Source organism: Mesorhizobium sp. P2_F8 (assembly GCF_056403655.1).
Genome location: NZ_JBFUFB010000011.1, coordinates 248,499 through 261,231, shown reverse-complemented (window position 1 = coordinate 261,231; position 12,733 = coordinate 248,499). Strand labels below are relative to the sequence as shown.

Below are 12,733 nucleotides of genomic sequence, written 5' to 3'. Positions count from 1 at the left end.
CTGCTCAGGTATCCCCAAAGAGTGGCTTGAGAAGCTCGCCTGGCGCGAAAGGTTGGAACAGACGGCAGCTACCCTCTACGAGCGAAGCCTCGCGATTTCTTGATCGCTGACCGACGTCCAACGGGGACGTTGGATCCTGGAAAATTCCGGTGGCCCATCCGCACCATTAAACTTCTGCTAGAACCGTGTACCTGCATCATCAAGGGAGAGACTATGACGTACAACCTGCATGTGATCTGCAAAGATGGAGAGAACCACAGGCATCTCGGTCAGGGACTGCACGAGACCGGCGAGTGGGTCTTGGGGGATGACACTGTCCCTCAGGTGGCTAAGGTATTCCTGCACGAGACTCAGGCCCGGCGCGCTTGGCATGGCGGGGACGTGCTGGCCTGGCGTCCAGGCGATAAGGACCCCAGCCGGAAGATCTTTAAGTACAGGGCGAGCGCTGAGCGGCCCATCTGCAGGGAGAACTGGGGGCAGGAGAAAGCCCTGGTGGTAAATCATGAAACTTGAAAGCTTGAGGCTGGCTGGCCACCGGGCGAGGGAGAAGGTCGTCGTCATGGCTGAGTTGGCATGACCCACTCCATTCAACTGGGTCCGCGGGTTGCGAATAGGAGGGATTGTGGACGATACAGAGGCAATTGTTGAGGCAATCCGGCGGGTACCATCGAGGGCCGATCTGTTCAACCACTACGAAAACTATGAAGCCGCGCGTGAGGACTCGGACGCGCCGAGATCGCGTCGGGAAAACCTTGAGCATTATCTTCGGAGCTTCATCGAACGACCTAGCACCGACATGTGGATAGCTGAGGCGCCTTCGCGTTTTGGCGCGCGCTGGTCGGGTGTGCCCTTCACTCATCAAGGTAAGCTGAAAGAAATGGGCGAGATGCTGGGCATGCCGGAAGCGTTCTCAGTTCCAACACGCAATCCAGAAAGCAGCGCAAGTCGCACCTCAGCTGCGATCTGGGAAATCCTCCCGAAGCCGGTGCCCTTGCTATGGAACGTCGTAATGCTGCATCCCTTCAAAGTGAAGAACGGTCAAATCAGAAATGCAGAAACGACCCGCGAGCACCACGACCTTTGCCGCGATTGCTTGGCACTAGTCCTCGACACGTTCAAGCGGAAACGCATCATCGCGATCGGCGATGTATCCGCAAGGGCGTTAGGGCGAATGGGCGTATCAGTGGAGCGGGTGGCGCATCCAGGACGTAATCGCCACCACCTCTTTTGGGCTGACATGAAGAAGTTGGGACGCGTCTAGTCGATGGCGGCAATATCGAATTGGCGTTAAGCATCTGGTCGAACTCTGGCGTTGGACCAGCGAGATCGCGATTTCAAACAAAACTCATCATCTCGTCTACTCTGCGACTTGGGCCGGCGCGCGGCGGACAAACAGATTGAGGATTGAGGTGCTCTATACAGGGGCAAGTTGATAAGACCCTTTGGCGCCGGATTGGGCTGACCTCATTTTTGTTGCCGCTCTGCGCTGCCATTCACGGATCAAGGGTCCCCACATCGAGATTTGTTGCGGACGTGGCTTCGGGTTTTGGTCACCGCTCACCTTCCCCGCGCCACCTCGCTACCAACGTGGCAGTCTGCTGCTGCAGCAGCGCGTCATTCTTGCTTTGAAATTCCGTCAGCTTCCGTTTGAGGCGCTGGCAATCAGCCGCTAGTGCCGTCTCTATGGCCCCTGTATGAAGCGCGCTCTCGAGCGCACGGCAGCCTTCGGACGAAAAGCGGAAGACTTCAGGCGGGGGATAGGGTCCGACTCGCGGACTGAGCCAGCGCCAGCCGAGTGGTAATTGGAGCTGCGGTTGCAAATCCTCCGCCTCGGCCTGTGAAAGGAGCTGTGCAAAATGGCTGACGGAGCCCGGATCTACCGGGACGAAATAGATGCTCCACTCTGCACCGGTCGGCGTTTCCGGGCCGAGTATAGGATCAAACCAAATGCCGCCATCGAGCGTCATTCCAAACCAGTCAGGATCGCGCTCTGCTGGCCCCGCGGGAGATGTTGGATCGAGAAGATGCGAGGTGTTATTGGTCGCATATGCGCCTGCAACGAGCTCCCAGCCAACTTTCCCAAACCCTGTGACTCTCCGCCAGCCGTTCTCAAAGCAAGCTGCAACTGATCCCACGTAGTGGTCGAGGTCGCTCAGTTCCAGATCGACGTCCGCGCGAGCGGAGAGTCGGAAAGATGAGAGATCGAAGGTGAGGTCGCGGGGCTTACCTCCGGCGCTCAGGTCGACGTGAGTGGTCACCTGAAACAGCGGCCCCATATCACCGGGGCGGCTGCGAGGACCAACTGCCAACCAAATATCGCTTGAAAGAGTTATCTCCGCAGCAATGGTTTCCGTGGGACCGAACACATGGCCGCGATAATCCCTCGCCGGAAATTTATCAAGCTCCAATGGGACCAGCTCGGGAGCACGGTATCTAGGCTCGCATTGAGCGGCGACATCGGTGCGTGAGATTTTCCGCGCCGCGATCGGGTCTTTCTCGACATCCAGTGGCCCACGCAGCGTAGCGCGGTGTACGCGGATCAGCGGAACCGCCGGAACAGGCACGTGTCCGGCTAGATCGTACCAGTAATCGTAAGCGCATTCGCTAGCCGGTATATGACCCGGCCTAAGCGAAAATTCACCCGAAAGGTCCACAACCAAATGACGTTTCTGGATAATTTCAAAATAGTCGAGAAGGGATTGCGAACGGCTCACTGAACTGGCCATCTCTTGTAAGAGCCAGCTCAGGACTGCGACTGGCTCATCTACCGGAACCATCGGGGAGAGCTTGTCCAGGCTTGGAATTGGACTCGCACTCTTCGGTGAACGACGAAATTTGGTTTCGCGGAACGCGTCGAAAATCACATCGTCGGGCACCAGGCCGAGCATGCCAGCGAGCGTTTCGAGCATAACGACGTAAGGCTGGATTCTTCTCACCAGCGGGTCTTTGCGTGGCCTCTTCTTGATATCGGCCGGGGGTAACTCATGGCTTTCACGTAGTCGATCGAATTTGCGAAGGCTCCGCCCACTTCTCCGCAGCTCTCGTTCGATATCGACCTGGGTTATGCCTTGAGTTTTGGCCTGTGCAATCAGCTTGTTGACGACCTGCGCTGCCGCGATCTCACCATCTCGTTCAAACTTCGCATCGGGATCCGCGGCAGCCGCCCGCACATCTGCGACGAGTTCCTGCTGGTTTCGTGCAAGCTCTTTCTGGTGCTCGTCCGGGTTTCGAGTCCCGGATTGTGTACGCCACTTTGCCAAATCTATAACGTCGGCACTCATTCTTCGCCCCTATCTGCCCGTTCTATACCGCCGACCGCGTCGTGATCGCGACGGTGGCAAAAGCGTCACCAGTTCCCCTGTTGTGTCGCTCACTATCAGACTGAAGCTATCCAGTCCGTCAGAACCGCGGATCGATCTAGCCACCTTATGACTAACTCTCAACAGGCGACAGTTTCCCCCAATCGGGCGATCGATGTCGGCATATTCCAAAATAGTGCGGAGGCGTTTGCTGTTAAACCCACGCTGCCGGCACCGGCTTTCTGCATGTCTCGAGTTTTTCATGACGCTCCCTCCGTTCCAACACGGCAAGCGTCTCAACTGTTGGGGTAAATGTCGACAAATCTCTGTGGGATTATGAACAAAAAAACTGGGAGAAAAAATGGGATATAATTGGGATGATGGCCGGAGATTTGAACTCAAGCAGGTACTATTGACATGTATCATGCAGAGATGTAACTGTGACAGGTGTCAAAAAGGAACAAAGCTATGTCGTCTAACGGCCTTTTCAAACTGCGATACGTTCCCCAGAATTTCAGAGATCTAGCAGAGACAGATTTGGGCAAGGCGCTCTGGGAGTTCCTGAAACAGCCCGATAACGTCATTCGCATGGAGACGGCGACGCTGTTGGAGCGGGCGGCGGTTGAGCCGCTGGCAGTGGGGCTCGTTGCCGAGTTTGGCGATGAGATCCGGGATGACCGCATAAAACAGATGATCGGCCACATGGCAAAGCAAATCATGGCCGAGCTCGGTTACGAGATAGATCGCTCGGCGTTGAGGATCACACGGCCGAGTCTCTTCACGAGTGCGACAACATATCGGCCCGCCGGGGCTCGTGATCGCTCAATGAAAATTACCCGCGAGCAGCGAGAGGCTTGGGTCAAAAATACGAAGAACAGCCCATTTAATCGGTGGCTGAACACTATGGTCAGGGACGAGAGCGGAAACCTTGACCTCGAAAAGCTCTACTCAGTCGCAGCCAGGCACGGAATCACCAAGCGGTTCGACCACCTCAATCCCGGCCAACAGCGAATGAATGTCGGGGTTCAGCTTCGCAAGATAGTAGACCCGAAAGAGTATGAAAATCTGCATTATGGCTTGGACGGCTGAAGAGGAAGGGCTGTGGATATGTACACCATCGATAAACTTGCATCCATGACGGTGGAGCAGCGGGATACGATCTATCGCAACTGTCTTCGGGTGGGAGGTCCGGAGGCCGAGGAGGTGATCGGGAAGCTACAAGCCACAGGCCTGCCCTTCATCAAAGCTAAATCGCTTGCCCACGGCGATCCTGCCTATCGGAAAATGGAGATCATTATTAACAAACCCGAGAACGTAGAAGGAATGTTGGACGCCGCCGCGAAGGGCCGCCCTCCGATGGAGGTGATCGATCCGCTGCTGGCCGCCGAGCTTGGCAATGACTATGGACCGCACAACGAGGCCACCGTGACGGCAGGGTATCTCGTCGGCCAGAAGATGTACGCTCTCGGGTACGAAAAGCGGCCTCCGCTAGCTTTGAGGGGTTGCGTCGCCAAGACTGCAGCTACGTTTAGAAAGCGAAAGAGCGTCTAGGTGCAGCCTAGTGACAAGCTGCGCGCTCGTGGGGAGATGAACAGGCATTTTGAGGGTAATTGGCTAGCCGGCTAATTAGAGTTTCGAGTTGCGTTTCGAAGCATCAAGCGCAATGGCGGCGTTCGCGTCGCTGAGCCAAGCTAACCCACTGTCTCCTATGCTGAAAAGCTTGTGGACGAGCCCGTTTATGGAGTGGGGGTCCAGTCTATTGATTGCCACTTAGAAGTGACCGGGCACTGGCCTTAATAATTGAACTGACTGCCGGCCTTGCAGTGCGTGGCATCGCCGCCGGCGATATCCACGCGGAATTCTTCGGCCCAGGTTCATTGAATACGCCTGGCATTACCTCTCCTTCATGACGGCGGCCATACGCTTGCCAGCGCGAACAACTGTGGGACCGCAAGGCCCGTCGTGCAGGAAAGATCCGCGTGCGTCTGGGCGGAAAACAGGGACAATTTTTTTGCAGATTCCCAGAGAGGCCGAAGGGCGACGCAAAGCCGCGGACGAGGTGCGGCTGAAGGCTGAGGGTTCCGCGGGGGACGCCATCGCGACCAAGCCTGGCATCGGCAGAGCCAGCGTATTTCGCGTCCTCAGGAATGCCGCCTAGTCATTTTTTCGCCAGAGTTATCCGCCTGGTGTTAAAACAAGGCTGCTGCTACTGGTTTGCCTATTTCCCAGGGTAAATTCGATGTTTGTGCAGGAACTTGCTATGGTCGATGTCGGCTGAATGTGTCCCCAAGATCTATGAAGGTTGTATCAACCTCTCGGCTGTTGCGCGCCAGACCGTAAAGAAAGCGAACGCGAGCATCATCGTCCGCTTGCACCGGTGGGCAGCTAGGCCCGCGCACTCCGTTAGTGACCACGCGGTTTAAATTACGACGCCTACAAATCCGATAGACTTCACCGAAGGCGGCCGCGACATCCTCGTCACTAAGCCCGAATGCCCCCTCGGTAACGTCGCGGAAGGCGATGAACCACTTACCCTCATTGAGCGGCTGAAGTGTTCCGTGCCAAGTATCGTCGGCGCCAAGCGATGGCAACTGCGGATCGGCTGGTGCGAAAGGGTGATCACTCCGAAGGCGCCCATTTATATTAGTAAAGCCGTTGTGTGAGAACAAGACGAGGAGATCATAGCCATTACGCCATTCATCGAAAATGTCGCCCTTTAAGCCTTTGACGATGCCAACCATCTCTGTTCTCCGACATGTTGTTGCCCCTAATCAGCGGACACGATCAGGGTTTGTTTTGATTGTGCACAGCCGCCTATGCACCACCTTCACCGTCGCTGGGCCAACGCTGGGCTCGGCGATGATCGATCGCGGCCCTAGGAAAGGAATCGGGTTAGTTCTCGGAGCTCGGTTGCTACATTGGGGCCAAACTGCAAATCATGACGCCGACTCTCGTTGAGGTCGATTATCAATGAACGCATGTTTTGCCATTTCAATCGTCGAGCGCCACCTGCTGCTCGCATGCCCCGGCCGTCAACCAAGTCAATCAGTTTGTCTTGCGCTTCCAACGAAAGGCCCAGCCCATGGACCGCATAAAGGAACTGGAGGCCTGTAAGTTTGCCAACATCATCGATATCCCTGTCCGGCTCAAATTCAGGAAGGAGTTCAGGGATTCCCTGAATAAGTGTCTGGTCCAAAATTTCGAATTCGCTCCAGAGGGCTGTTCCGATTGTATCCGTCACCTCCGCAATCCAGGGACTGGCCTCACCGTGGAACGATAGGATCAGTTCGCGCTTGGCGCGCGTCATGGCAACATAGAGCTTGCAGGACGCACGATATGCCTCTTCTACCGGAGCGTCGCGCGGCGGTAGCACGCCGTTTCTGCAATTGAGGATGATCAGCGTGTCGAACTCATAACCTTTTGTCTGTTCTAGGTCGCAGAAAACGAGGCGATCAGAACTGGGATCATACGCACCGTCCAGTGCGGTGACACCGCACTTCTTAGCGAAGCCGTTTACGTCCAATCCCGAAAAGCCCGCAAAGGCCACGCAAACGGTTTTAGCATCGTTCTGCAGGGCAGTGGCAGCATAGGCGCGCGCGTAGGCAATTTCTTCTTCCAGCGTACCCGCGGCAAGGGCCATTGGAACGGAGCCGCTAAAATTCGCGAACTGAGGGTCGAGAATTTCCAGATCGTCGCTGTCGAACATTTCATCATGTAAGTTATTGCTTAAGACCCCGTAGGCAGCCTTCAATATCTCCCGGCTGTTTCTGTAGTTTTTTTGAATGCGTTCGCGGGTCACGCCGGAGAGGCCCGCCTCAGGCAGGGACCGATGCTTCGGGAGGATGGTCTGAGCGATATCACCGCAGAAAAAAATGTCGTTCGATCCGTCTTTGACTAGCTTTCGAATGACCCGTATCTCGGTGGTGCCAAAATCCTGCGCCTCATCGACAAGGATGTTCGTATACTGCGATTGGATATCATCCAGATGCTTCGTCAGCGCAGAGGTCAGGCCTAGATAGTCGACGACGCCCACATCGCGCATTTTCTGCTCCCAGCCGTCCAAGCCCCTTAGGATGTCCGACCGGCGATCGGCGGCTATCGGGAACTTTCGTCCCTTGCGCTCAAGACTGAGATAAGAAGAGCGCGCATCTGGCGTCACAGCGCTGCGAATCCAGTCAAACTCTTCCCGAAGATACGCTTCACCATTAACACCACGTGCCGTCATTGATTTTTGCATCGGCAGCAGCACCTTCGCGGAGTCGTTATTCAGCCATTGACGATAATACTCCCGGAACACCAGGTCGACATGCTCATCGGACTTCCATGTCACGTCTACATAATACCGATCATTATGAGGTTCTAACCGATGGAGAAGCCGCTGGGCGAGTTCGAAGAACGACGTAACCTCGATCCGATCTCGAACGACTTCGTTGCTGCAGGCAGCGTCAACGAGCTGACCAAGAAGACCGGYGAGGCTACGGTTCAGCGTAAGAAGCAGCACCCTCGAATCTGGCGCTTCCGCCAAGCGAAGTGCACGGCGAACGGCGACGCAAGTCTTGCCAGACCCAGAAACTCCGGACAGTTGCGAAGCGCCAGAATAATCGGCCTTCACGACCTTTTCCTGCTCGGGATGAAGATACAGGAACCATTCGTGCCAGCTGGAACGCTTCTCGAATGACGCGAGCCAAGCTTCGTATTCGGGCGACCCAATGCGCAGGCGGCGTATATCCTCCCCGTCGGCCACCTCGAGCATCTCGGCTTCATCGACATCCTCGAGGAGTCCGATCCGACCCATGCTGAGATCGACATGGGCCTGAGCGCCTTCATAATTGCCCGAAAGGAGTAAATTGAAGACAGCGTGGACGAGTTCGGCCCTCTGGGTATCGGGAATCTCGATGATTAAGGATTTGAGATCGTTGGTGGTCGAACGAGCGTCCAGTGCCTCCAACTTCCTGGCAACGCTGCGCGGAAGGTGGTCCAATACGTGGTCCATCGCATCCGCGTCGAGACGCTCGACGACGGGCTTGTCATGGTGGTCAGCCCGGAAGTCGTTTGCATGAACAACCTCCTGGCCCGACCCGGGTACAAGAACGGCCCTTAGGTCCCTGACGGCAGACTTCATCCCCTTCTGCCTGTCCAGCCATTTGTCGACATCTTCGTGATCGGCGACAAATAGGAAAAGACACGTCTTGTCGGTCTGCTGCGTAATCAGACGCCACCCATCACCGAGATCATACTTCACAGCGTTTTGGATACGATTTTCGCCATGTTTGGTGACTGGAATCCCGACGAACGGATTTGGGTCGCGCAGGCTGCCGAGGATGGCCTTGACCTTGATCGCTTTTTTTTGCAGTTGCCCGCCTCCCAGGAAGGCCCTGCTTAGCGACTTGTCGAATTCCTTAGTGGTGAAGTAAGCGATTTGCCCGACGGCGCTGCCGGCTGCATCAATGCCTGATCTGATATTCATGAAGTCCCCCATCCTTCTCGTGCCCACCAGTGTTGGTCACGAGGCCCATCCTCAAACATACAGGCTTTCAGCAGTATTGAAATGCCGTCATCTCTCATCAGAACGCACCTAGGTCTCTCGCGCCAGGCTGCCTCGGTGCGCGCTTCGTGGCTTCGAAGACACGGTCTTGGAACCGAGCCCTCGTAGTCTTCCGCCTACGTGTCAAACAACCCGGTGCTAGAACTGCCACTCTGCCGGACAGGTTACACATTTCGGCTGAACCAGCGGCTGCTTAACCTAAGGCGTTGAAACCTTCGGTCCCGTCAACAAGTCGATGACACCTGCCAGCTTTTCGTTGGGTCTTACCGTGTCGCTTGGGCTCGGTTGCAAGCCACAAGAATCCGGCCCCTGCCAAGCGGAGGCAGTAGGCAGCGGCCTATCGGTTCTTGCCGGCGCTCGCCTAGAGACTGTAGGATGTTGATATGAAACACACGCTTGAAGCAGCCGATCGGGTCTGCTGGCCGAAATGGACCGCCGCTAAGCGGAGATATCACTGGGGCAAGGCAGGATAGGAAGAGGGCAGGCGCCCCGGGGATGCCGTCAGTTGGCTAGGCGAAGCGAAGTAGGTAAGCAGGTCGGCGGGTTCCTGTACGTCCACCGGGACGCGCTGCCGGACGTATCCGAAGAAGTGAGACAGGCGGTTGCCCGCGCCGAGGCCGCGGCTTCTGGCTTCGCGTGGAACGTTGCCAAGGTCTCGCCCGAGCGGCAGTCGCTTCTCCTCTACGAGGACTTCTCGAAGTCCGCGTTCCCCGCCTTGCTCCGGTCGCTTTCTTTCGACGCGGACGGAGTTCCTTCCGTCATCGACTACTCCCGACGCGACAACCCGCCAATCCTCCACCGCAAAGAGACGCTGCTCGCACCCGCTGACCCACGCATTCCAGCCTTTGCGGCGATAACGCGCAAGGCAGAGGACCTCGGACTGTTCAAGGACACCAAGCGCATCGGCACGCGGGCCAACTGGACGGCCATGCTTGCCGAAGCCGGCCTCCGGGTGGACGGCCCCCGGTTGGTGGYGGCGGGCGAATCCGCAGTGGACGTCGCCAGGGAGAAGACCGCCATATCGAGGAACGGGCTCTCCCAGCCTGCCTCGATCATGATCCGGTACGGGATGCTGCAGCCCGCGCACGAACTTTTCGACTACGGCTGCGGACGCGGGGACGACGTGGCCACGCTGCAGGCCAACGGCTACTTCGCCTTCGGATGGGACCCGAATTTCCTGCCCGACGGCGAAAGGCGGCGTGCCGACATCGTAAATCTGGGCTTCGTCATCAATGTCATCGAGGACCCTCACGAGAGGGAAGAGACCTTGCGCGCCGCCTGGGGCTTTGCGGCCAGAGGCATGACGGTGTCCGTGATGACCGCCGGGAAGTACAACGTCGAGCACCACACCCCGGTCGCGGACGGCTACCTTTCCCGCAGGCAGACTTTCCAGAAGTACTTTTCACAGGAAGAGCTGACTGAGATGGTCCAGCGTGCCACGGGAGAGCGTCCGATCGCGCTAGCCCCGGGCATAGTGGCCGCGTTCAGAGACAAGGACCTTGAGCAGCAGGTGAGCTTCCGGAGGAGGTCGAAGGCGACGATATACGCCAACCTCGCCATTCCGTCCCGCGATCCCTCGCGCTTCCTTCTCCGCCCGAAATCTAGGACTGTCGCCGAAAGGGCGAGCGAGGAACTCGAGGCGATCTGGAGAACAGCCCTGAATCTGGGAAGGCTCCCGCAGGATGCCGAAGTCGAACCGGCTGTGCGTGCCGCGCTGGAAGAAAAGGGTATAGCCATCGGCCGCGCGTTGGCGGCCTGTGCACGGGAAATAGCCGATCCAGCGCAGCTGAAGGTTGCCGGCGATGCCCGGCGCGAGGACCTTGTCGTGCACTTCGCTCTGACGCTGTTCCCCGGCGCCTTGAAATACGGTTCACTGCCCATCTCAATTCAGCGAGACATCCGCACCTTCTTCGGCTCGCTCGCCGGCGTCGTCGACGCAGCTAAGGCAGAGCTGCGGGCTCTACGTGACAAGCAAGTGCTCGCAATGGCGTACGCCGACGCGGCAGCAACGGGCTTTGCGAGCTACGAGGACGGTATCGTTCGCTTCTTGTCCGAAAACCTGGAGCAGCTTCCGGTCAAGGTCAGGATCGTGGCAGGGTGCGCCGAGATCGTGCACCAAGGGTTCTCTCTGCTGGACTTGGTCGAGATCGGCCCAGAACCGTGGCTCGTGCGTGGGCTGGAGTGTGACGTGGACGATAGCGCCCTTCCGGCAGTCAGGTCGTCGGTCGAGGTGGACCTTGCTCGGTCGCGGTCCCGCAGGAAAACGTTCGAGGGCAGGGTGCTCTACCTGAAGTCCCGGTATCTGCAGCGAGGCCATCCCGGTCTGGAAAAGCAGGCGGCCGCCGACAGGAAACTTCTGGAACTTGGAATAGTGGACGCCAAAGGCAACGGCCCTCCGGCCGACAGGATTGCCGCCATGCTGGCTCACCGACCCCGGCGGAAGCCATCAACCACGAGGTCACCAACAGCGCCGACCCGGATGCTATGAAAAAAGGCTATGGGTAGCCTACCTGCCGGTTCCCAGCTAGTTCGGGGGAGGGATCCTCGATTGGATCACTAATTCAGACAAGTGACCGTCAAAAATTTTGCAAAGAAATGCTTAATTCTTCTCAATCACGGTAGCTTTGGCATTGGGAAGCTCCAGGCGTGACAAGTGGGAGCTAGGGACAAATTAAGCGTGTTCTACTGTAGGTCAACTAAACCGCGGCTAAGCCCAAAACGGTCGGATCAAAGTCGCGCGCTGAGAGGCTCCTCATCGCCGATGACAAGCAGGAGACTGCGATTTCAACATCGGATTCAGTGGAGAAACGGCCCAATGAAAAGCGCAGACATTCTGCGGCGTCGGCGGCACTCAGGCCGATGGCGAGAGCCACATGTGACGGGCCAAGCATCCCTGAAGTACATGCTGAGCCAGTTGAGGCCGCGACTAGCGGCTGAAGACGCATAAGCAAGTCACTCGCGCTTACTTTTGGAACCCTAATATGTAAGCAGCCCGGGTGCCGCGGAGTTTGTTCACAAGACACTCTCAGTTCGGCAAACACGTCCTTTAAGCGTCGAGCTAGCCTGTCACGCAGGTCACCAACACGCCGGCGCTCGACCTCCCCTTCAATCGAGATCAACCGACACGCCTCGCCTAATCCGACACAGAGCGGAACCGGTAGCGTTCCCGGCCTCAAGCCCTGCTCTTGCCCTCCTCCAAACATCAATGGCTTTGGTCGCCATGGGGCATCCAAAGCGACGATTAGGGCGCCAATACCTCCCGGTCCATAGATTTTGTGTCCTGATAGACTCAGCGCGTCGGCACCCCACTCCGCCATATCGACATGGGTTGCGGCAAGCGCTTGAGTGGCGTCGACATGGAAAAATGCGCCAGCACTTCGCGTCAATCGTCCCACCAACGCGCTTGGCTGGATTGTCCCAATCTCGTTGTTCACAGCCATGACGGACACAATCGCTACTTCGTCGTCAAGCATCGCCTCTAGAGCCTGAATATCCGTCAGGCCGTCATGGGTGACGGGCACCACTTCGACTACAAAGCCGAAACGCTCCGCCGCATACGCGGCGGCAGACACCGACTTATGTTCGATAGCGGATACCAAGATCCGGCGGCGACGCGGGGGCGCAGCCATCGCCGCCCCCAAGATCGCGATGTTGTTCGCCTCTGTGGCGCCGGAAGTGAAAGTCACTTCTTCAGCGGCGGCATTGAGGCTCTCAGCGACAAAACCGCGAGCGGCTTCCACTCTGCTTAGAGCCGCCCACCCAAAAGCGTGCTCTTCAGAACTCGCATTTCCGGGCGCATCATACGCCGCGTCCACCGCGATTCGCACTCGTGGGTCGAGTGGTGTCGAGGCCTGATAGTCAAGATAGACTGCTTTTTGAGTCATACCGG

9 protein-coding genes are annotated in these 12,733 nt (G+C 57.4%); 5 read left to right on the top strand and 4 right to left on the bottom strand.

The annotated features are described in order from the left end of the window. The first annotated feature begins 213 nt into the window (after nucleotides 1-213). Entirely contained in the window at nucleotides 214-513 is a 300-nt protein-coding gene (locus tag AC1DZP_RS26290) for a hypothetical protein (protein ID WP_477306418.1), read from the top strand. 109 nt (nucleotides 514-622) lie between these two features. Then, on the top strand, nucleotides 623-1,261 hold the full coding sequence (locus AC1DZP_RS26285) for a uracil-DNA glycosylase family protein (protein ID WP_477306416.1): 639 nt from the start codon (nucleotides 623-625) through the stop codon (nucleotides 1,259-1,261). A 289-nt stretch (nucleotides 1,262-1,550) separates the two neighbouring features. On the opposite strand, the gene AC1DZP_RS26280 is transcribed toward AC1DZP_RS26285, so the two are convergent. Beyond that, nucleotides 1,551-3,281, bottom strand: a complete 1,731-nt coding sequence (locus AC1DZP_RS26280; RefSeq protein ID WP_477306414.1) for a hypothetical protein — start codon at nucleotides 3,279-3,281, stop codon at nucleotides 1,551-1,553. 555 nt (nucleotides 3,282-3,836) lie between these two features. Here AC1DZP_RS26280 and AC1DZP_RS26275 point away from each other — a divergent pair. Together AC1DZP_RS26275 and AC1DZP_RS26270 are read left to right on the top strand one after the other, a co-directional pair. Then, complete coding sequence (locus tag AC1DZP_RS26275) at nucleotides 3,837-4,388, top strand: hypothetical protein (protein WP_477306412.1); 552 nt, start codon at nucleotides 3,837-3,839, stop codon at nucleotides 4,386-4,388. 18 nt (nucleotides 4,389-4,406) lie between these two features. Further along, complete coding sequence (locus AC1DZP_RS26270; RefSeq protein ID WP_477306411.1) at nucleotides 4,407-4,850, top strand: hypothetical protein; 444 nt, start codon at nucleotides 4,407-4,409, stop codon at nucleotides 4,848-4,850. 707 nt (nucleotides 4,851-5,557) lie between these two features. Here the strand turns inward: AC1DZP_RS26270 and AC1DZP_RS26265 are convergent. Continuing rightward, the gene (locus AC1DZP_RS26265) at nucleotides 5,558-6,040 is read right to left on the bottom strand and encodes a hypothetical protein (RefSeq protein ID WP_477306409.1); all 483 of its coding nucleotides are present in this window, start codon (nucleotides 6,038-6,040) and stop codon (nucleotides 5,558-5,560) included. Nucleotides 6,041-6,174: 134 nt separating this feature from the next. Beyond that, nucleotides 6,175-8,766, bottom strand: coding sequence for a UvrD-helicase domain-containing protein (locus AC1DZP_RS26260; RefSeq protein ID WP_477306407.1), 2,592 nt, complete (start codon nucleotides 8,764-8,766; stop codon nucleotides 6,175-6,177). Between the two features lie 583 nt (nucleotides 8,767-9,349). Here AC1DZP_RS26260 and AC1DZP_RS26255 point away from each other — a divergent pair. After that, nucleotides 9,350-11,332: a DNA phosphorothioation-associated putative methyltransferase gene (locus tag AC1DZP_RS26255; RefSeq protein WP_477306405.1), complete on the top strand. Its 1,983-nt coding sequence runs from the start codon at nucleotides 9,350-9,352 to the stop codon at nucleotides 11,330-11,332. Between the two features lie 208 nt (nucleotides 11,333-11,540). Here AC1DZP_RS26255 and AC1DZP_RS26250 read toward each other — a convergent pair whose 3' ends face one another. Continuing rightward, nucleotides 11,541-12,728, bottom strand: a complete 1,188-nt coding sequence (locus AC1DZP_RS26250) for a cysteine desulfurase family protein (RefSeq protein ID WP_477306404.1) — start codon at nucleotides 12,726-12,728, stop codon at nucleotides 11,541-11,543. Nucleotides 12,729-12,733: the final 5 nt, after the last annotated feature.

Bases quoted from the DNA above. Each gene is read 5' to 3' on its own strand.
- AC1DZP_RS26265 (WP_477306409.1), bottom strand. From the start codon at position 6,040: ATGGTTGGCATCGTCAAAGGCTTAAAGGGCGACATTTTCGATGAATGG.
- AC1DZP_RS26250 (WP_477306404.1), bottom strand. From the start codon at position 12,728: ATGACTCAAAAAGCAGTCTATCTTGACTATCAGGCCTCGACACCACTC.
- AC1DZP_RS26270 (WP_477306411.1), top strand. From the start codon at position 4,407: ATGTACACCATCGATAAACTTGCATCCATGACGGTGGAGCAGCGGGAT.
- AC1DZP_RS26280 (WP_477306414.1), bottom strand. From the start codon at position 3,281: ATGAGTGCCGACGTTATAGATTTGGCAAAGTGGCGTACACAATCCGGG.
- AC1DZP_RS26290 (WP_477306418.1), top strand. From the start codon at position 214: ATGACGTACAACCTGCATGTGATCTGCAAAGATGGAGAGAACCACAGG.